Source organism: Paenibacillus sp. OK003 (genome assembly GCF_900109515.1).
Classification (GTDB): Bacteria; Bacillota; Bacilli; order Paenibacillales; family Paenibacillaceae; genus Paenibacillus; species Paenibacillus marchantiae.
In genome coordinates this window covers 529146-549836 of the sequence record NZ_FOBD01000001.1, presented here as the reverse complement: position 1 = coordinate 549836, position 20691 = coordinate 529146, and the positions used below count along the sequence as shown (strand labels likewise).

The window sequence follows — 20691 nt, the reverse complement described above, 5'->3', positions numbered from 1 at the left end:
GCTCTCCTTTTCTGCACACCAAAAAAAGGAGGCACCCCAACAAAGGAACAAAGTCCTCTGTTGGGGTGCCTCCCCTAACAAGTGTCATTTTTTCTTGATTATAACGATTCAAATAACGAAAGTAAATACTTAAGAATGCTGAATATTGTCAATTCACGATTCATTAATTATAACGAATGGCTGAGAAACCACTTGTACAGCTCCGGGTTGTCATACGTTTCGGTCCAAGCATCATGATTACCGTCAGGATATATCGTCAGCTTCACATCCGCGTTTAACGCTTCAAGCGCATGAACAATCTTCTCGGATTCCGTAACATAAACGATGTCATCCTTGGCCCCATGAAACGCCCAGATCGGTATATTACGCAGTTCTTCCGCTTTGGAAGGGTCCGCTCCCCCACATACAGGAGCCAATGCTGCAAATGTATTGGGGTAAAACAGGGGCAGATCCCAAGTACCATACCCGCCCATACTCAGACCTGTAAGATACACCCGGTTTGGGTCAGCTGCTTCGGTTTCCAAAACATGTTCCAGAAGGGCCATAACAGCTTCGCGATGCATACCCCAAAATTCGTCCACAGGACATTGCGGTGAAATCACGATAAACGGGAAACTCTTGTCCTGATCGGCAATAAGCGGAGCCCCGTTTGCTTTAAGCATGTCCAGATCATTACCGCGTTCCCCTGCACCATGAAGAAACAAAATGACAGGCCATTTCTGGTCCTCTGCAAGTGGTTGCTCCTTCTCAGGAATGTGCAGCAAATAGTCCAAAGTGACGGTTTTGGTAATTTCTTTTACCAGTCGATGCCCGGTTTGCGACATATGCTCACCTCACTTCTCATCTCTAATTTTCAGTAACGCTTCATCCAATGCTCCGACCACCTTGTCACACCACGCATCAAATTCGGGATCTTCGGTCTGCAATTCAGGATGTGCAAGAATATATTCTATGGTACTCCGGATTCCTTGATCAGCCCGAATGGTTGCCACAAATTCCGGAACAAGCCTTTTTAATTTACTGTTATCAAATACAACCGTATTCGCCTTGTCTCCCAGCAGACCGCCGCGAAGATCCTGATCACTGCACGCCGCCAAAAACTCGGAAGATACATGCACCGCATGAAGCTTGACACCAAGCACTCCTGCAATAATTTCATAGATCTGATTCCAGGTTACTGACTCATCTGAGGTAATATGTACCGATTCACCAATCGCGTGAATATTGCCCATAAGGCCAATAAATCCTTTGGCAAAATCACGGTTATGCGTTATGGTCCAGAGAGATGTGCCATCTCCATGAATGAGTACGGGTTTATTTTCTCGTATGCGCTTGAGGACCTGCCAGCTTCCCGCTGCTCCATGTACACCGAGAGGTACAGAACGTTCACTATACGTATGACTTGGACGCACAATGGTGACTGGAAATCCTTCTTCACGATACTGTTTCATCAAATAGTCTTCACAGGCAATTTTGTTGCGCGAATATTCCCAATACGGATTGGATAATGGCGTACCTTCCGTGATCCGATAGTCAGCAAGTGGTGTCTGATAGGCAGATGCCGAACTGATAAATATAAACTGCTTTGTTTTATCTTTGAACAAACGGTAATCTCTCTCCAGCTGTGAAGGTACAAACGCGATAAAGTCTGCGACAACATCGAACTCCAGGTCGGCAATCAGCTCCGCAACCCGTGCTTCATCGTTAATATCGGCTTGCAGCACTTTGATTTGCGCAGGCAAATTATCATTTTGATTTCCTCGGTTGATCAAATAAAGTTCGCAGCCTTGCTTCGCAAGCTGATCGGTAATTGCTGTACTGATGGTACCCGTTCCTCCAATAAAAAGCGCTTTCATATTTGGCCACCTCCAGATGAAATTGATCACTAGTCCATGATATCACGCACACAAAAGAGGAGCAAAGATTCCATTGAAGAATCTTTGCTCCTGTCCATTATATGACCTTAATTGTTCCGTAAATCATGTACATACCGCAGTGAAGTTCATATTCACCAGGTTGGATATCCTTGTCTACAGTATAATAGTTGTTTCCTTTTTGCATGTAAAGATCCATACCCAGCTTGTCAGCCGCTACCGATTTAACATGTGTAACCTTGCGGGTAAGGATAAAGTTAATTTTGGTTGGAACTCCGGCTTTAACTTCAATAACATTAGGTTCAAAGCCGTCGTTGCTTACATTAACATCAATAACTTCATATCCCTTCAAATCCTCTGCCGTCTCGACTTTGGCCGTTACAGCACTTCCTGAACCGGGGGACATGTCCTTCGCCAAAAAAAACACCATAAACGATCCAAGCACCACAACTACAACAAGACCCAGCGTTAGCCAAGGCCAGGTTTTGCTAATCCAGCTTTTCATCTCAACGCTCCTCTGTCTATGTTCCCATTCTATTGCAACTCTTCTTCAGCATACCCCATCCAGTTAAAATTGAAAATGACTCGAATGGGCCATATCGATGGTACGTTATTTAGCCCAATAAATATATTCATCCAAAAAGAGCCTGAATCACTCAGGCTCTTTCAGCTATAGCTATTGTCTTTATCGTTCTATCTATTCGCCAATCAGGAATATATAGGTGTATTTCGACTTCGTCTCATCCGTAACTTATAGATCTCTGGCAACGCTACACCAATTAGCACCACAATAACCCCGATCCATTGCAATGGGCTCACATGCTCGTGAAGCACAATGGCTGAGAGCAGCACCGCGATTGGGAGCTCAACTGCACCAAGAATTCCGGCCATGTCGCCCCCAATATGAGGCACACCTACTGCGAACAGTACTGGCGGGATAAAAGCTCCGAAGAAGCCAAGCAACAATCCGAAGACAAGCAGCTGGCTCCAAATCAATCCGTTAAACAGGAACGTCGGCGGGAACAGGATGCACAGCAAGACCAGACCTCCGGTCACCATCCATGCACTGCGAAAAGCCGGATGTGCTGATGGAACCGCTCTACCACTGAACATTACAAACAGGGAGTAACTTACAGCCGCCATTAAGCCAAGCGCTATGCCCAAGCCGTTAAACTCTCCGAGTCCCTGTTCCAGGAAACCTGCTGCCAGCAATGTTCCGCCAAACAGGATAATCAAAGTCAGGAATGTTACCTTGTCAGGACGCTGACGTTTACTCACGGCCTGAATCAATACGCTAATCCACGTAAATTGGAACAAAAGAATAATGGCTAGTGACGCGGGAATATACCGCAAAGACTGATAATAGACAAGACCCGTAATTACCGTCGGTGTCCCTGCAGCCATTAACAGCAAACGCTGCTTCCACGTTAATTTCTGGAATGCTTTTGCTACAGCTGCTGATGGTTTTCCATCTGCCTGTGATTTCCGTTTCATTCTAAACTTCGAGTATAATGCCAGCATCCAGGACAGGATAAAGCCCGTGATCAGCTGTGTGCCCACAACCTCTCCAAGTTTGTACCCTTCGCCGTAAGCCAGAACCACAATTGTGGATAATATGCCATAGCTCATCGCTCCTGCGAGAACGGACAGATAATATTTCATTGTAGATAAACCTCCTGATGATCGAAAAATGCGTCCGCATGTTTGATTTATGCCAAGGTCACAGACACCATCCAAATGCAAAAATCCTAACTACGAGCAAGGAATACAATGATTCCTGGCATCGTAGTTAGGAAGTATAGGCTTCCCGTAGAGACCCTCGCCCTGTGTACACTTTCGGCCTGCGAGGTTATACGAAATGATATATGCATTTGTTGTTTGCGATTCGTGTGTGACGACTTTTCATATATTACATGGCAGGTGAGGTGGTGTCAACCCTGATTCACAATTTAAATTTTTTTAATCCAAATTAAAAACAAAAGACATACGTTATTACGTCATTTCATAGATGAAGAATCCCATGTTAACGTTTGCTGCAATCCTTCTTTGAGACCATTTAAATCCAATCCATCCACTGCAAAAGCCTCACGGATCAATGGAGGAGCCACAAATTCATCATATTTACCAAGATACGGTGCTTCATCCTCTGAAAGTAACGCAGATGCGTCTTTCGCTGATCGACATTCACTCATGATCTCGGCCAAAAGTGTGCGGCCATCCACTTTTCCTGACACCACAAAATAATAAGGCTCCATAGGTACAACAGATCGCAAGGCAAGCTTGTCAGACAAATTGTGCTTCATTAAACGTTCCAGTGTGCGGAAAGACTTGCTTCCCACCCAAGGTAATACATACAAGGAATCTCCTCCGGCTGGAATGACAACCTGTTTCAGTAATCCACTTTCACGTACAAGTCGCCGGGCGCGTTCCAACCGATTTACCGCTTGCGGAGACAGATACGGATATATCACCGTGTCGGACAGTACTTCACGCATTTTCTGGACGACCGTCGTATGAATGTCCCCACCCGCACCCAGCCATAACGTATCCACTTTGCCTTTAGCCGCCTTCACATACACGGCTTTATGCTTGTGATCGACCTCTTCCACTTTCCACAGTTTCCCGGCAAGAGAGAAACAGTATCCAGGTGGCGGCACGGTTGTAATGGAGCCGATCTCCTCGGAACCGTTCAGCACTTTGTGCTCTTCATCATCTTTGAACACCGCATAAAAGCGATAGTTATTGACGGTTTTCTCACCCGTAAGCCCGATGATTAAAGTCCGATCTTCTGTCCATTGCAGATGATCAGTCTCAATCAGATAATTTAGAAAAATCTGATATTGATCTGCACGAATCTCCGCGAATGGTGCGAGCGAAAGCATGGCCTCAGCCAATTCTTTGGGTTCAGCCTCCCCCATGCTTTTCAGTATACTCATCGTCTGATGATAGAGCACACCCACCGGCATCTTCCGGGCCTCAAGGGGTTCAACCCACTTGGTTTTTACATACAATTCAATAACAGCAATAGCCCGCATAAGTGTCCATGGCATTCGAGCAGGCAATTGAGCTTCCTCATCCTCTTCTTCCGGACATACAAATAACATCTCGGAAGCCATATCCTCACGCCTGCCTGACCGTCCAAGGCGCTGAACAAAGCTCGATGCACTATAAGGTGCTCCAAGCTGCACAACCCGCTCCAGTTCACCCAGGTCAATCCCCAGTTCCAACGTTACGGTAGCCGCAGCTACTGCTGGCCCTGATCCGGTTCGCAAGGCAGCTTCGGTCTCTTCTCTCAACATGGCGGAAATGCTCCCATGATGAACATGGAATACGTCACGCTCATGTCTCCGTGCGGCGACACGCCGCATCTCAAGTATAGTGACTTCGGCATCCGTTCGGCTATTGGTGAATATCAAAGCTTTTTTGCGATGTGTACTCTCATAGATGAAGTCGTAATAGACTTTACGTGCGTTATGCAGATGTTCCGCCTGTTCTTCATCCCGTGCATCCGGAAACGAAAAATGCTCCACCCGCAAACGCAGCTTGCGACCACCGGGGGAAGAAACCACATCCACCCCCTGATTAGTTCCAGCAGCGAGCCAGGCTGTAGCAGCTTCATAATCACTTAGTGTCGCAGATAATCCCACTCTTCTCGGTTTACATCCAGCCATACGTTCAATTCGCGCCAGCTCACTCAACACCTGAATGCCTCGGTCCGCTCCCATGAATGCATGAACCTCGTCAATGATGACATATCGCAGATCATGAAATAGCGCCGGAATGGCATTGGGACGATTCATCAGCAGACCTTCCAGCGATTCGGGCGTAATCTGAAGCACACCGGAGGGACTTCGCATGAGACGTGTTTTCTCTGCCTGAGGCACATCCCCATGCCAGTGCCATACCGGAATATTCCCCTCGGACAGTAGGTCCTTTAGTCGCTCGAATTGGTCATTAATGAGTGCCTTAAGCGGCCCGATGTACAAGATGCCCACGGATTTGGAGGGCCGTTCATGCAGCTCGGTCAGTGCAGGAAAAAAAGCCGCCTCCGTCTTGCCGGAGGCTGTACCTGCCGCAATCAGCATATGATGTGGGGTATGAAAACAAATATTACAAGCTTCAATCTGGGCTGGCCGAAGTGATTCCCATCTTTTTTTATAAATAAATTCCTGTACAAAAGGGGCCAGTCGATAGAAAGGGTTCTCACTCATAATTCAAACTCCGCCAGAAAATCATCCAAATCATCAGCAGATGAAGAATCCGTTCCTTTTCCTGCTTCCTGCGGTTTGACTGCTCGCTCACCAAGTAATTGAACATAGGTCACTTCAGGATTCTGATGGAGCGTGTGCAGCACATCCATGAAGTCCCGTACCACTTCACGTGTAGTCAGTAACTCATCCGCGCCTAGCCGGTTGACCGCTGTTTGCATAAAATCAACTAAATCCTCATCCGTCAGACTTGCACTATAGCCAAAATGTAGGGCATGTATCTGACGCAGCTTCTGCAACAGAATCAAAATCTCTTCATGGGACAACATCGAAAGTTTCAAGATCGGTCCGGTATAATTCGCATATTCTCTTGCTGCATAGCGGCCATCAATGAGTCTCGAACGAAGTGCTTCATAACTGAAGAGTCCGCGTCTTTCATCTTCCACAAATTGTGGTGTGCCGCCTACAAAGATACCCAGGTGTTCTGCTTTGCCCTGCATCGTATCATTGAACATGGTAAGCAGCTTCTCGTAGTTGCTTTGCCGGGATATGCTGTTTGTAATTTTGTACAGATTCACCGCTTCATCTATGAACAACAGCAGTCCTTTATAACCGATCCGTGCCGTGAATTCGGACCATAATTTGAAGTAGTCATACCAGTTATCATCGTCAATGATGACGCCGACAGCCAGCTCTTTCTTGGCTTCTGTCTTGGTTGCAAATTCGCCTCTCAACCAGCGCAGCGCTGCCTGTTTACGGTCATCATCCGCCAATTTATACCCGTTCCAGTACGAAGCCAGCACCTTGGCAAAATCGAATCCATGCACCAAATTCTGCATTTCGTTCGTCACCGCATAGATCTGCTTCTCGACTTCAGCAGGAAGAGACGGATCATGCGGGCGCAAGCCCTGACTTTGCATCGCTTGCTGCTGAAGACCAGCGATCCATTTTTGCAAAATCGGTTCCAGTGCCCCGCCATCCGGACGTGTACGAGTAGACAGACGAGTCATCAGCTCACGGTATGTTGCAAGCCCCTGACCTTTGGTTCCCACCAGTCTGCGCTCAGGTGACAAATCGGCGTCCGCCACAACAAATTCCCGATCCATCGCATAGTTACGAATCATCTGTAACAGAAAACTTTTTCCGCTTCCATACCTTCCTGTAATCAGCTTAAAAGCTGCCCCGCCTTCCGCAATGTTGTCCATATCCCGCAAGATCGCGTCCACTTCAGACTTCCGGCCAACAGCAATCTGCTCCAGTCCGATTCGTGGCACAACGCCCGCTGTCAACGAATTCACTAGTGCGGTAGTCAGCCGCTTCGGTATTTTAAGTTCTGCCACTGCCCAATCACCTCTTCACATGTTCAAACACATTTATATAATCGGAAACTATGCGATCACCATCAATCAGTAGATCACCAATCGTTTCCATAGCCATATCATTCATTTCATCCAACAGGAGTGCAGGCATCGTGCCGTATTGCTCAGACACCCGCATCAGGTCCGTATCCGGGTTGACACCAAGCAAGGCGTGAATTGCCTGTACATGCTGCGAAGACAGCATTTCAGAGAACTGCAACCACTCTTCATCCAGATCAGCAGAAAAATTCGCCTCCCATTGTAATGATAATGGCTCGCTAATCCCGCTTTCATGAACTCCGTCAGTTTTAAGCGCTCCCTCAAAGCCAACCTCCGGTTGGTCTGACTCCTCAGCTCTTTTAGTGTCATCCGTTGAATTTTGAATCGTTATAGGAGCTTGGCTGCTCGCATTGTTCGCATCCTCATCTTCGGAGGTACGATTTTCCTCGATCATGAGTGCTCTGCGCACATATTCACTTTCCTGCTGCAACGATGCAAGTTTCTCCGCATCAATGCGGACTATCGGTTGCTCTACTACTGGCATTTGCTCGACTGCAAAGGCTTTGTCCAGGTAACGTTCAATCACATTTGCAAGCTCAGGTTCAAGGGTCTTTCCACGAAGTCGCCCTCGGAAACCAAGCAGTTCACGGCATTTATTTTCCGTGCATCGAAAAACCCGGGTTACCAACTGGACAAAATCTGCATGCTCTCCAATCGGAACATATGTTATTCGAACCGATTTTCCATAAATGGAGTCGTCATATACGGCCTTTCGAAACAACGTACGTTCGATCGTCCTTTCATGATTTAGCTCAAACTGATCCAATATGCCGACCTTGCGTGTACGCATCAGATAAGAATCAACCAAAGCCATGACTCGGGGAATGTACTGTTCCAAAATTTCTTTGCCGCCATCCCTGTAAAATTTGCTGAGCGTAATGTCGTAGTCATAATATCGTTGTAACAGCTTCAGCGAGATATCCGATATATTGCTGCTTAACAGCCGGTGCAATTCCTTATCCAAAATCTCCGGTGTAAGATAGCCACTCGAAAGCTCCACCATCTCGGATAATGACATGTTCAACTCATGTACGAGATCATAATCAATAATCCATTCCTGCATGTATACATCCAACTGCGGAAGCCGTTCACGATAGTTGATCCATAGCTGTTTTAATTGGTCGTAACCCTCCTGTGGTTCCTGCCAACCAATTCCGTTAATCAGTTCATAAATATGAACAAACAGATAGGACAGATCCGTATCAGGGAAACGTCCCTGCCTGACTTCTGTCCTCCAATACATATACCACTTGCGCTGGGGTTTGTTCATAACACCATAAGTCGGCCAATAACTCATAAAAGGAACCGAGGGAGCCTGCTCCCCCTCTACTTCAACGAGTTGCCTTCCTTCCTCTACAAACCTTTTCTCCGAAGACAATATGCCGCCAGGCAATCTTATATCAAAATCAGCACGGACAATCGTTGAACGATCAGGAACCGGGACTGCCGCTGTGATCGGCTCTTCGCTCAGGTCGATCTCCATAAATTCCAGTTGTCTTGAATCCTCTTTCATTGAATTCCGTTTCACCTTCCTCTGCGTGTGAATACGAACAAGTGTATCCATATTCATCATTATAACACTTGTCCTGGACCTGCGGTGATGAAAATAATACTTTCCTAATTAGCAGAAAAAAGAAAGACATTCAAACTGATATCCAGTTTAAATACCTTCCCTCTATACATTTTGCAGCGGTCTTCAATAGCCTGAAAAATCCCCTCTCACGACGCCTGAAATATGTTGGTCAGAAGTCGTTAGCTAAGCATAGAGTAATATTCATTATTTATTTTCATTGGATTCATAGCCCCAATTCGCTAACTTATGCAATAGACTGATTAAGGCCGGTAACAAGATCGGAAGCATCACAAAGCTGAGTAATACCAATCCAATGATGACAGATATAGCAACTTCAATCAATGTAACTACACCGGAAGGAATCAGGGCAGCAAAGGTACCTCCCAAAATAACAGCGGCAGAGATGACGACTCCTCCGATATTGCGGGAAGCCTCCGTAATTTTATGAACCGGATCACCTTCAATCTCGCGATATCTCATCATGAGGAAAATGCTGTAGTCCACGCCAAGTGTAACGATCATAATCAGACTGAAGAAAGGAACGTTCCAACTCAGATAATCCACGTTAAGCGGCCCCACTACTAACAATTCATTCAGACCAAGCGCAACGTAATACGTCAGGAACAACGAGCCAACAATGATTACGGACTGCCAGAATGAACGAATGATTACCAGAAGAATGAGCCCAATCCCAATCAACATAATCAAGGAAGTTCTGCTCAGGTCACCTCCAGCTAATTTTTGTAGATCAAGATTTTGTGAAGGCACCCCACCAAGCGCCACTTTGGCTTCGCTCAAATCCGTACCAACAAGGGCTGTGTTCAGTTGGTTGCTCAGATTTCGGACAACATCCATCGCCTCTTTAGAGTAAGGATTGTCTGTTAAAATGATGGATATTTCCGCAGTCTTCCGGTCATCAGACATATAAGTATCTAGCGATGCTTGGAACTCTTCTCCTGTTAATACCTCTTCAGGAATATAGAAACTTTTGGCTGCATCAGACTGTCCCAGATTGCCCAAATACTCCTCTGCATCCCCAAGACCTTTGGAAACTTCTGTAAGACCTTCAGTACTTGCGGTGAGTCCCGATTTCAGTTCACCCATCTTCGCTTGCAGGTCGTTCAGACCGGTTAATAACTGATGTTGTCCTTGATTAATTTGTACAAGTCCTTTTTCAACTTCAGACGTTTTCCCAGCGATCTGCTTGCTGCCACTTGCACCATTAACCAGACCTGCAGATAACTCTCCGGCTCCACCTTCAAGTTGACCCACACCCGAAGTCACCCGAGTTAAACCTTCGTTAACCTGAGCCAGGGCTTTGTTCGCTTCCTTGAATGAACCCAGAGCACCATTGTACTGCACCATCAGCGGGTCCATCTGTGTGTATAACTTGTTCAGATCGCTTTGAGCCGCCTGGGCAATGCCCATGATTTGTACCGCGTCTTCTTCCTGCTGTAACTCAGGATGATTCGTAATGAGTCTTGTCATACTACTTTCGATTTGAGCGTAGGCATCTAGTGCACCCTGAATTGCTGTTTTGATACTTGTAAAGGCATCACTGAACGAACCTAGTCCCTGTTCAAGATCAGCATATCCTTGTTGTAACTTCGTTGTACCTTTAGATAGTATACCTACTTTATCTCTGAGGGTAGCCAGGCCGTTTTTCAATGTATCTGCGCCTTTCCCCCCATCGCTCAGCCCGACCGTCACCTGATTCATGGCTTTCCCCAGAGCTGAGACTCCTTCTTGCAACTGGCTTGTACCATCAATCAACTGCTGCACATCACTCAGATCATTGGATGATTGCAACTGGCCTGCCGCAGAAGATAATCCTTCGTTGATGGTGCCTACTCCATTGTTCGCCTTCCCGATACCTTGATTAAGCTCATCCGCCTGATCATTGATATACAAATCCTTGATTTTTGTTCCGGTTGGTCGGGTAACGCTATAAACTACGGACACACCATCCATTTTGGATACCTTATCCGTCAGATCATCCAGTGCTTTTAAAAGCGTTTGGTTATCCATCGACTGCTCGGATTGTACAACCAATGTGGTTGGGGCAGAGAAGCCTGGCGCGTAATGATCCATGATCAAATTAATTCCCTGTTTGGATGTATAGTTGTTATTGACCTCAAACAGATCATTATAACTAAGCCGGTTGCTGTAGCTGAACAAAAACGGAATGCTAATCACGGCAACAAGAATGATTGCAAGAAATGGTCTTCTTGCCGCGTTCCGAGACAAAAATCCCCATAAGCGGCTATCTGCGTGACCTTCAAATTTCTTCGATGGCCAGAACATCTTTTTCCCTAATACAACCATAAAGAATGGATTCAACGTATTAAGGACAATAATGAGAACCGCTACTCCAAATGCCACGGAAGAGGTTGCCTGGTACAGCTGAAACTTGGCGAGCATCAAAGCAAGGAATCCGATGAATACAGCAATACCGCTATATAACACAGTACGTCCTGCCGTTCTAAACGTCGTTTTGGTTGCGAGAAGTACATCCCCGCCTTGTCTGCTCAACTCTTCCTTAAATCTGGTGTATAACAAAATATTGTAATCCGTACCGATCCCAAATAAAATCACAACCATAAACACTTGGGTAAAGTTAGAGAACGGAAAGTTAAACAAGTCTACAAGATGACCCACAATCGCCAATGAAACAACGTAAGATATACCCACCGTAAGCAGTGAGATAACGGGAATAATCGGCGATCTGAAAATAATAATCAGAATAACGAGGATAAAAATAACCGCGATAATCTCTGTTTTCTGTACCCCATCCTCAATCGATTTGCCAAAATCATCACCAATCAGATCTGCTCCTGTCAGATATGTATTCACATCTGAGATGGCTGTCGCCTCATTTAACTGACTCACCACTTCCGAAAGGGGAATATCCTCATCCTTAGTGACTGTGATTTGGGTTAAAATCGTGGTTTGGTCCTCGGATATAAGTCGATCAGCTTGCTCTTCACCATCCAGATGGGTTGTGAGCGTCTGTATATTCAGTTGTTTTTCCTGATTTTTCAGGTTGGACAAAACAGATTCGATTTCCGTTTTCTGCTGCTTGGTTAATGCCTGTGCATCTTCTCCACTGTTAAATACAGCGATGATTGAATAGGTATTCCCACTATCACTATCCATGTCTTTCATCATCGTAGCAGCGATTTGGCTCTGAGCCGTTTCAGGAATTGAAATTTCTCCTTTTTCTTTGACCAGCTGACCATAATCAGGCATCGTCACTACTGAAACTACGGTAATAAGTATCCATAAAATCAAGGAAAGCGTTCTGGGGTTTCTAAGTTTACTCATACTTTATCCTCACACACCTTATGTCTAGTATAGGAATGAATATTCATTCCGTTTATGTTGTAAAAAAGGCCAATAGAATCAATGGACTCTAATGGCATTCCACAGGCACTCTTCAAGCTGGTTCATTAACTCCGGCGTTGCTTCCAAAAGACCTTTGTTAAAGTGTTCAAACAAATGCATAGAAGCACCATAGACAATGTTCATTAATGCTTCTGTCGGCAACATAAGAATAGCTCCCTGCTGCTGTCCCTTATGGATGCAGTCATTCAGAAACCCCATAAATTCATTGACGCTTTCCTTGCTTTCATCGTGAAAATGTAGTGCATTACCGGTAGAATTAATAAATTTTAGCCGGTCAGGATCGGATTCAGCGAATTTGAACAATCCACGGAATATATGATGAAACTGCTCACGTACAGAAATGGGTTTATCCGGAAAGCCATGTTTCAAGGCATCAAGGAACTCCCTGATACTTTTCTGAAAGAGTTCATTCAACAATACTTCTTTGTTCGTAAAATATCGATATATGGTTCCCGCTCCTACCTGAGCCGAATCCGCAATCATCGGCATGGTTGTTGCATCGAACCCCCTCTGGGCAAAAAGCGTTAAAGCAGCTGCAAAAATATCATCTTTTTTGCTGCCTTTAGCCATGAATCTATCCCTCCTTCTTTTAGGAATGAACGTTCATTCCGTTTCTTTTGGTTAGTATAACCTCTTTTCCCCCATCTAGCAAGTCTAATCTAAAGTGCCGTTCTTTCTTCAAAATGGTAAACTAATCCTATATCCTGTCACTGGAGGAATTATACCTATGAACATAACGATTCAAGACATTATACAACATCTCACGGAAAATGTTGAGTTACCTGAACACACCGTGGATCAACTGATTACGGGTTCACCCAACCAAACGGTCACAGGTATTTTTGTAACTTTTATGCCTACACAACATGTGATTGAGCATGCCATACAGCGCGGAGCTAATCTAATTATCGCTCATGAACCTCCCTTCTATAATCATCATAGCCATACCGATTGGCTAGCTGATGATCCGGTCTATGAAACCAAGAGAACGCTAATCGACAACGGTGGAATTGCGATCTATCGTTGCCATGATGCCATTCACCGCTTTCAACCGGATGGCATTACGGAAGGATTGGTTCAGGCATTAGGATGGTCATCATCTGTAGCACTTCGTAAACCGGAAGCTGACATTCTGTCCTTTCCGGAAGGAATGGCAGTTCAGCTTATTGCGGAACATATAAAACGTTCGCTTGGCATCGAATATGTACGCCTAGCTGGTGATCCAAAGATGATATGCAGACGAGCAGCAGTGCTTGTTGGTTTTCGAGGCAACGGCAATCTAAACATTCCTCTGCTTCAACAGGAAGAGTTGGATCTAATTGTCGCTGGTGAAGGATTCGAATGGGAGACACCGGAGTACATGCGTGATGCTGTGCAGCAAGGAAAACAAAAGGCTCTTCTTATGATTGGTCATGCCGAGAGTGAGGCTTCCGGGATGAAGCTTTTGTCTGAACGATTGGCTACAGCTTTTCCGAAATTGCCTGTTCATTTTATTGGTGAGCAACCGGTGTTTCAAGTATTGTGATTCTCAGAATCACGAACCATCGTGGGTTCTGTCTGGATTTTGCGGAGGGTTTATTGTACTCTAAATGCTATGACTTCTGAGCTGAGGACATTTGTCCTTGGCTTTTTGAGTGGATATATCATTTAATAGAAATCGAAGAAGTAATGACGCGACAAGGAGAGTACAACCATGAGAGGAATTATTTTTGCACTTTTAGGCGGTGCATGCATTACCCTGCAAGGGGTTGCCAATACCCGAATCAGTACGGACATGGGCACCTGGCAAGCCGCAACCATTACCCAACTCACCGGGTTCATTCTGGCGGCTCTGATCCTTGTATTCGTGCGGGACATCAACCTGCAAGGATTGAAGCAAGTGAAGCCCATGTACCTGGCGGGAGGGGCGTTTGGTGCAGTGATTATTTTCAGCGAAGTCACGGCAATCCAGCAAATTGGGGTAACTTTTACGATCTCAGCCCTGTTGATTGCACAGCTGTTCCTGACCTTTCTGGTCGACAGTAACGGATGGTTTGGTGTTGTAAAGCAAAAAATGAAACTACCGCAATTTCTGGGTATCGCATTAATGGTTACGGGCGTCATTATTATGAAGCTCTAGCTGGTGGATTATAAAGTCGGGGGTGAAATACACTATGGAAGAATTCCAGAATCATCATCAATTGCTGCACTATTTGAAACAGTATCAACTCGAATCGGTATTTCACGAGCCCCTGCATCCGCATATGACGTTATGCCACTTCGAGAAGTGCGAATTAATCTGCCGTGAAGGCGAAACATCCGAATATTTATACGTGCTGGTCGAAGGGAAAATCAAAATCTTCACGACCTCACCACAGGATAAAACACTCGTTCTTTGCTTCAAAACACCGCTTGAGGTGGTTGGTGATATTGAGTACGTTCGGGAGAGTAACATCGTGAACACCGTACAGGCGGTCTCACCTGTCGTGATGCTGCGCATTCATTATCAATGGTTAGCTGAACTCGCCAGCGATTCCGCACCCCTGTTGAAATTTTTGCTCAAAATTATTTCCCACAAGTTTTATATCGATTCGAACTTCTCCAACTTCAACCTGATGTATCCGGTCGAGGTTCGATTAGCCAGCTATCTGCTCTCCATCTCTACCGAAGAAGCGGGAACTGTTGTCCACGAAGAACTGGACGCCTTTAATTTGACAGATATCGCGAATCTGATCGGTACGAGTTATCGGCATTTGAATCGGGTGATTCAGAAGCTGTGTGCAGATGGATTAATCATGCGGGATCAGGGCTTTATTATGGTCAAAGATCGGGCAGGTCTGGCAGAAGTGGCGGGTCACAACATCTATGAATAAGGAGATCTCTATCCTATGATCATTACAGGTATTTTGCTTGCGTTACTGGCAGGTTCTCTTGTCAGTCTGCAGACCATCTTTAATAGTAAGGTTAATGAACGTACCGGCTCGTGGTCTACAACAACGATGGTGCTTTTCACCGGGTTTATTGCATCTTTTCTGATTTCTCTGCTGGTGGAGGGAGAGAATACGTTCAGCTTCCAACATATGCAGCCCTGGTACTGGCTTAGCGGAGCCATCGGTGTTGGGGTGGTCTTCTGTCTCGTTCAGGGCATGAAGCTGCTTGGTCCCACCTTTGCGATCTCGATCGTACTTACATCCCAGTTAAGTTTCGCTTTGCTGTTTGATTCCATGGGATGGCTTGGACTGGAACAAATCCCATTCTCGTGGAACCAGCTTCTGGGCGTTCTTGTCATCGTGGGCGGTATTGTGTTATTCAAGTTTGGCGGTAGCAAATCGGCAAAATCGAAAAAATCTCCTGGTGCATTGCAATCCGACTCATAGGAGAACAATAAAAAGAGTGTCTGTCCAATCCGTTGATTGGCTAGACACTCTTTTTGGCAATCGAACCACGTTTCGCTTAATTCGTGTAATTCGCTTAAACGAACTCTACGTTATGGTACACTTGCTGAACATCTTCAAGGTCTTCAAGCGCATCAATCAGCTTCTCGAACTGGGCTTGTGCATCCTCTGGAAGTTCAATATGGTTTTGCGCAAGCATCGTCAGCTCGGCTACGGTAAACTCAGTAACACCGGCAGCTTTAAATGCTTCCTGTACAGCATGGAATTGATCCGGTTCTGCATATACGATCACAGCATCGTCTTCGTCCACGATATCACGTACATCCACATCTGCTTCAAGCAGAAGTTCCAGTACTTCCTCGGAGTTTTTGCCTTCTACCCCAATTACCGCTGTAGGATCAAACATATAAGCAACAGATCCGCTCACACCCATATTCCCCGCGTTTTTGTTAAATGCAGAGCGCACTTCCGGTGCAGTACGGTTCACATTATTGGTAAGGGCATCCACGATCACCATGGCACCATTGGGCCCAAATCCTTCATAACGAAGTTCTTCATAATTTTCGTCCCCGCTGCCTTTTGCCTTTTCCATGGCACGGTCAATAATGGCTTTGGGTACGTTATACGTTTTGGCACGCTCCAGCACGACTTTCAGTGCGCGGTTCGCTTCCGGGTCCGGTTCGCCCTTCTTGGCAGCTACATAAATCTCAACGCCGAATTTAGCATAGACCCGGCTGGTATTTGCATCTTTTGAAGCTTTTTTTTCTTTAATATTATTCCACTTACGACCCATATCGTTTCCGCTCACTTTCAACATATAATCTGCTTTCTACTTTGTCATTATATCTTGTTGGGCTTACTTCAACAAGTTTAGACTCACGAAAAAATGGTAAAAGCCAAGTCAATATCACCTTGCTACGTTCCGAAATCCCAAAGAAAAACGATCCAAAAACGCCAAAGAAGCAATTCCCTAGGGAATGCTTCTCTGCACAAATTCATCTACTTAGGCATGAAACTGCTGACCGTCCAGCACTTCAGGCACATAACCGGCACGAATGACGAAATCTCCAAAATGCTCACCATCATGGCGCTCTTTGGCATATTGATTCACCATTGGAGTCAATGTATCCAAAATTTCGGCTTCGCCAATATTTTCTTTGTACAATTTGTTCAAGCGATGCCCGGTAAAACTTCCGCCGAGGTACATATTGTATTTTCCCGGAGCTTTGCCGATAAACGAGATCTCAGCCAGCATCGGTCTCGCGCAGCCGTTCGGGCAACCCGTCATACGAATGACAATCTCTTCGTCTCTCAGCCCTGCTTCGTCCAGTACAGGCTCCAGCTTGTCGATCAGTGAAGGCAGATACCGTTCGGACTCCGCCATGGCAAGACCACAAGTCGGAAGCGCCACACAAGCCATAGAACTTCTGCGAAGCGCCGAGTAGTGAGCACCATCGGTCAGATTGTATTGCTCAATCAGTGCCTCAATCTTTTTCTTCTTCTGGCTGCTGATGTTTCCGATAATGAGATTCTGATTCGCTGTGAGACGGAAATCTCCGGTATGGATTTTGGCAATTTCACGCAGACCTGTCATGAGCGGATAACCGTCCACATCCTTTACACGTCCATTTTGAATGTACAAGGTGTAGTGCCATCTGCCGTTGCTGCCTTTTACCCAACCGTAACGATCTCCATTATGTTCAAAATGGAATTCACGCGCCGCATCCAGCTTCCAGCCGAGACGACTCGTCAGTTCTTCCACGAACCAGGCGAGGCCGCGGTCATCGATTGTATATTTGAAACGGGCATGTTTACGCACAGCACGATCCCCATAATCACGCTGAATCATAACCGTTTTCTCCGCAACATCAATCATTTGCTCTGGTGTACAGAAACCAATGACTTTAGACACCTGAGGATAAGTCTTCGGATCACCATGAGACATCCCCATACCCCCGCCGACAGATACGTTAAAGCCTTGCAGCTTGCCATTCTCTACAATAGCGATAAAGCCGAGATCCTGCGAAAACACATCTACATCATTGGATGGTGGAACGGCAATCCCGATTTTGAACTTACGCGGCAAATACACTTTGCCGTAGATCGGCTCTACTTCTTCATCCGCGTCCTGTGAATCGATAATTTTCTCTCCATCCAGCCACAGCTCATGGTACGCACGAGTGCGTGGGTCAAGATGATTACTCACCTGGCATGCCCATTCATATACTTCAGCATGAATATCCGATTGGTCCGGATTCGGATTACACATGACGTTCCGGTTCACGTCGCCACATGCAGCAAGGGTGCTGAGCAACGAATCGTTTACTTCACGAATGGTATTTTTGAGGTCCCATTTGAGCACACCATGCAGCTGAAATGATTGGCGCGTCGTCAAACGAATCGTTTCATTGGCATATTTATGCGCTACACGATCCATCATCAACCACTGTTCGGGTGTAACAATGCCTCCGGAAGCACGCACACGCAACATGAATTGGTAGGCAGGCTCCAGCTTGGATTTATTCCGCTCATTACGCAGGTCACGGTCGTCTTGCATATAACTGCCGTGATGTTTCATCAGACGGTTATCATCCTCAGGAATCGCACCACTGATCCGATCCGCCAGCGTTTCAGTCAGACTTCCACGCAAGTAGTCACTTTTGATCTTTATATCTTCCACATCACTGTTCGTGCGCTGCGGGTTAAGTAAGTTATTATAAGCCATGCTGCTTTCTCCTCTCGTATCTCCGGGATGCCTTATCCGGCATATGATCTGTAATTAATACACATCCCGCTGATACCGTTTTTCCTGTTGCAAACGTGTCAGATATTCCGCTGCCTGTTCAGGTGTTAGGCCACCCTCTTGTTCAAGAATGGTTGCGAGTGCAGCATGAACATCATGTGCCATTCGTTTCTCGTCACCACAGATATATACAACTGCACCCTCCTGTAGCCACTGATACAGCTCTTTGCTGTGTTCCAGCATCCGATGCTGCACATATACTTTCTCTTCTGCATCACGGGAAAAAGCGACATCCATCTTCGTAAGAACGCCGTCCTTGAGCCAGCGCTGCCACTCTGTCTGGTAGAGGAAATCGGTGGAGAAATGCTGATCGCCGTAGAACAGCCACGTTTTGCCTTCTGCACCCGTCTCTTCACGCTCTCCAAGGAATGATCTGAACGGAGCTACACCTGTACCTGGTCCAATCATGATGATTGGAGCATCCGGGTTCTCCGGCAGTTTGAAGTTTGGATTTTGCTGAATAAATACAGGTAATGTATCCCCTAGTTCAACTCGTTCAGCCAGATGAACAGAGCACACACCGTAGCGCTCTCTGCCACGTGATTCGTAACGTACCGTACGAACAGTAAGATGAACTTCATCCGGGAAAGACTTCGAACTGCTTGCAATCGAATACAGACGTGCCGGGATTTTGCGAAGCACAGCTACGAATGATGCAGCCGGAATACCTTTAAGCTGATAATCCTGTACTATATCCAGCAAGTCACAGCTGTTCATGACTTTGCGGAATTCCGAATCATCTGCAAGCAGAGCGGGCAACCCGCTACCCGGGCTCAGCTTTGCCAGCTGCTCCACAACGGGTCTTGTGACAGCAGTAATTTCGAAGTAACGCAATAATGCTTCACGTACAGAAACCTGGTCTCCACTTTTATTCACCGTAACGCGCTCATCCGCATTCCATTCCATGGCTGCGATCAGCTCATCGACCAGGCGTGGATGATTCTCAGGGAACACACCGAGGCTATCGCCCGGCTCGTAGTCCAGATTGGAACCTTCCAGAGACAATTCGATATGACGTGTCTCGCGGTCCGATCCTCTGCCGTTCAGGTTGAGATTTTCCAGGACTTCAGCTCTGAATGGATTCGTCCGGTTGAACTCGGATTCACCGCTGCTTACTGCGGCTCCAACTGCTTCACTGGTTACCGCTCCCGCAGCAGCCGGTGTGCTGCTGAGTGAAGCAAGCACATCATTCATCCACTCTGCAGCCGCTTCATCAAAATCTACATCACAGTCCACACGTGGTACAAGCGCTGTTCCGCCAAGTTCCTGCAAACGAATGTCAAAATCCTTGCCTGTTTTACAGAAGAACTCATACGAAGTATCTCCCAAAGCCAATACGGAGTAACGCAATCCATCGAGCTTCGGAGCTCGTTTGCTATGCAGGAATTCATGCAACGGAATCGCATTATCCGGCGGTTCGCCTTCTCCATGTGTGCTGACAATAATGAGAAGATTCTCTACTTTTTTCAGTCCGTTCGGTTTGAAATCTCCCATTGACGACAGGGTCACCTGAAGCCCCTGCTCTTCCAGCTTTTTCGCCAGTTTCTTGGATAGTCCACTGGAGTTCCCGGTTTGTGATCCAAAGAGTACCGTAACTTCCCTGGACGCCGCAACAGGTGCACTTTCAGGAGTAATACCTGCTGAAGATGCAGGCTGTTGTTCCACACCAGCAGGTGCAGCTACAGCCGCAAATCCCTGAATGGCTGTCAGATATCCGCTAAGCCACGTTTTCTGTCCATCGTTCAATGTAGGAATAAGGCGATTGAGCAGCTCAACCTGTTCCTGATTAAAAGGGCTGTTTGTCACTTGAAGTTCCACCATTTGCCACCTCGCGCATTACGTCAATTTTAATTCCTACTAAAATGATCATATTAATTTCTACTCTCTTGAACCTACCATACCCGATGGTAGGGGTCAATTTCGATGATTTTATGGTATTTATCAGTTTCACTGATAAAGGGCAAAAAACAACAAATACCCTTCTCCTCGATTCAGGAAGGTTTTTGTTGTTTTTTAATTCGGGAGCAGTTAGTTCG

The 20691-nt window shown here is 46.1% G+C and carries 16 protein-coding genes; 4 read left to right on the top strand and 12 right to left on the bottom strand.

Annotated features, from left to right (window positions below):
* Positions 1 to 167: 167 nt before the first annotated feature.
* The 9 genes from BMW94_RS02530 to BMW94_RS02490 form a co-directional block, all read right to left on the bottom strand.
* Complete coding sequence (locus tag BMW94_RS02530) at positions 168 to 824, bottom strand: carboxylesterase family protein (protein WP_090994087.1); 657 nt, start codon at positions 822 to 824, stop codon at positions 168 to 170.
* 9 nt (positions 825 to 833) lie between these two features.
* Positions 834 to 1856 (bottom strand): SDR family oxidoreductase, encoded by a 1023-nt coding sequence (locus BMW94_RS02525; protein ID WP_090994086.1) that lies wholly within the window; start codon positions 1854 to 1856, stop codon positions 834 to 836.
* Positions 1857 to 1953: 97 nt separating this feature from the next.
* The gene (locus BMW94_RS02520) at positions 1954 to 2379 is read right to left on the bottom strand and encodes a cupredoxin domain-containing protein (protein WP_090994084.1); all 426 of its coding nucleotides are present in this window, start codon (positions 2377 to 2379) and stop codon (positions 1954 to 1956) included.
* Between the two features lie 203 nt (positions 2380 to 2582).
* Entirely contained in the window at positions 2583 to 3536 is a 954-nt protein-coding gene (locus BMW94_RS02515) for an EamA family transporter (RefSeq protein ID WP_090994082.1), read from the bottom strand.
* Between the two features lie 335 nt (positions 3537 to 3871).
* Positions 3872 to 6085, bottom strand: a complete 2214-nt coding sequence (locus tag BMW94_RS02510) for a DEAD/DEAH box helicase (RefSeq protein WP_090994080.1) — start codon at positions 6083 to 6085, stop codon at positions 3872 to 3874.
* Complete coding sequence (locus tag BMW94_RS02505) at positions 6082 to 7422, bottom strand: ATP-binding protein (RefSeq protein WP_090994078.1); 1341 nt, start codon at positions 7420 to 7422, stop codon at positions 6082 to 6084. The genes BMW94_RS02510 and BMW94_RS02505 overlap by 4 nt, the downstream gene beginning before the upstream one ends.
* Before the next feature lie 7 nt (positions 7423 to 7429).
* Entirely contained in the window at positions 7430 to 9013 is a 1584-nt protein-coding gene (locus tag BMW94_RS02500; protein ID WP_175480558.1) for a TerB N-terminal domain-containing protein, read from the bottom strand.
* 264 nt (positions 9014 to 9277) lie between these two features.
* Positions 9278 to 12397: an MMPL family transporter gene (locus tag BMW94_RS02495; RefSeq protein ID WP_090994074.1), complete on the bottom strand. Its 3120-nt coding sequence runs from the start codon at positions 12395 to 12397 to the stop codon at positions 9278 to 9280.
* 78 nt (positions 12398 to 12475) lie between these two features.
* On the bottom strand, positions 12476 to 13048 hold the full coding sequence (locus BMW94_RS02490; RefSeq protein WP_090994071.1) for a TetR/AcrR family transcriptional regulator: 573 nt from the start codon (positions 13046 to 13048) through the stop codon (positions 12476 to 12478).
* A 157-nt stretch (positions 13049 to 13205) separates the two neighbouring features.
* Between BMW94_RS02490 and BMW94_RS02485 the strand changes: the two genes are divergently transcribed.
* The 4 genes from BMW94_RS02485 (at position 13206) to BMW94_RS02470 (ending at position 15834) form a co-directional block, all read left to right on the top strand.
* Positions 13206 to 14003: a Nif3-like dinuclear metal center hexameric protein gene (locus BMW94_RS02485; protein ID WP_090994069.1), complete on the top strand. Its 798-nt coding sequence runs from the start codon at positions 13206 to 13208 to the stop codon at positions 14001 to 14003.
* Between the two features lie 168 nt (positions 14004 to 14171).
* The gene (locus tag BMW94_RS02480) at positions 14172 to 14597 is read left to right on the top strand and encodes a DMT family transporter (protein ID WP_024633836.1); all 426 of its coding nucleotides are present in this window, start codon (positions 14172 to 14174) and stop codon (positions 14595 to 14597) included.
* Positions 14598 to 14631: 34 nt separating this feature from the next.
* Positions 14632 to 15330 (top strand): Crp/Fnr family transcriptional regulator, encoded by a 699-nt coding sequence (locus BMW94_RS02475; protein WP_090994067.1) that lies wholly within the window; start codon positions 14632 to 14634, stop codon positions 15328 to 15330.
* 18 nt (positions 15331 to 15348) lie between these two features.
* Positions 15349 to 15834, top strand: a complete 486-nt coding sequence (locus tag BMW94_RS02470; protein ID WP_090994270.1) for a DMT family transporter — start codon at positions 15349 to 15351, stop codon at positions 15832 to 15834.
* 94 nt (positions 15835 to 15928) lie between these two features.
* On the opposite strand, the gene BMW94_RS02465 is transcribed toward BMW94_RS02470, so the two are convergent.
* The 3 genes from BMW94_RS02465 to BMW94_RS02455 all read right to left on the bottom strand — a co-directional run bounded on the left by BMW94_RS02465 (position 15929) and on the right by BMW94_RS02455 (position 20473).
* The gene (locus BMW94_RS02465; RefSeq protein ID WP_064640900.1) at positions 15929 to 16645 is read right to left on the bottom strand and encodes a YebC/PmpR family DNA-binding transcriptional regulator; all 717 of its coding nucleotides are present in this window, start codon (positions 16643 to 16645) and stop codon (positions 15929 to 15931) included.
* 210 nt (positions 16646 to 16855) lie between these two features.
* Positions 16856 to 18577 (bottom strand): assimilatory sulfite reductase (NADPH) hemoprotein subunit, encoded by a 1722-nt coding sequence (gene cysI / locus BMW94_RS02460; RefSeq protein ID WP_090994065.1) that lies wholly within the window; start codon positions 18575 to 18577, stop codon positions 16856 to 16858.
* A gap of 54 nt (positions 18578 to 18631) precedes the next feature.
* Positions 18632 to 20473, bottom strand: coding sequence for an assimilatory sulfite reductase (NADPH) flavoprotein subunit (locus BMW94_RS02455; protein WP_090994268.1), 1842 nt, complete (start codon positions 20471 to 20473; stop codon positions 18632 to 18634).
* Positions 20474 to 20691: the final 218 nt, after the last annotated feature.

Excerpts from the sequence above, each read along its gene's own strand:
- cysI (WP_090994065.1), bottom strand. The coding sequence starts at position 18,577 with ATGGCTTATAATAACTTACTTAACCCGCAGCGCACGAACAGTGATGTG.
- BMW94_RS02485 (WP_090994069.1), top strand. The coding sequence starts at position 13,206 with ATGAACATAACGATTCAAGACATTATACAACATCTCACGGAAAATGTT.
- BMW94_RS02480 (WP_024633836.1), top strand. The coding sequence starts at position 14,172 with ATGAGAGGAATTATTTTTGCACTTTTAGGCGGTGCATGCATTACCCTG.
- BMW94_RS02525 (WP_090994086.1), bottom strand. The coding sequence starts at position 1,856 with ATGAAAGCGCTTTTTATTGGAGGAACGGGTACCATCAGTACAGCAATT.
- BMW94_RS02490 (WP_090994071.1), bottom strand. The coding sequence starts at position 13,048 with ATGGCTAAAGGCAGCAAAAAAGATGATATTTTTGCAGCTGCTTTAACG.
- BMW94_RS02495 (WP_090994074.1), bottom strand. The coding sequence starts at position 12,397 with ATGAGTAAACTTAGAAACCCCAGAACGCTTTCCTTGATTTTATGGATA.
- BMW94_RS02500 (WP_175480558.1), bottom strand. The coding sequence starts at position 9,013 with ATGAAAGAGGATTCAAGACAACTGGAATTTATGGAGATCGACCTGAGC.
- BMW94_RS02530 (WP_090994087.1), bottom strand. The coding sequence starts at position 824 with ATGTCGCAAACCGGGCATCGACTGGTAAAAGAAATTACCAAAACCGTC.
- BMW94_RS02520 (WP_090994084.1), bottom strand. The coding sequence starts at position 2,379 with ATGAAAAGCTGGATTAGCAAAACCTGGCCTTGGCTAACGCTGGGTCTT.
- BMW94_RS02510 (WP_090994080.1), bottom strand. The coding sequence starts at position 6,085 with ATGAGTGAGAACCCTTTCTATCGACTGGCCCCTTTTGTACAGGAATTT.
- BMW94_RS02475 (WP_090994067.1), top strand. The coding sequence starts at position 14,632 with ATGGAAGAATTCCAGAATCATCATCAATTGCTGCACTATTTGAAACAG.
- BMW94_RS02465 (WP_064640900.1), bottom strand. The coding sequence starts at position 16,645 with ATGGGTCGTAAGTGGAATAATATTAAAGAAAAAAAAGCTTCAAAAGAT.
- BMW94_RS02515 (WP_090994082.1), bottom strand. The coding sequence starts at position 3,536 with ATGAAATATTATCTGTCCGTTCTCGCAGGAGCGATGAGCTATGGCATA.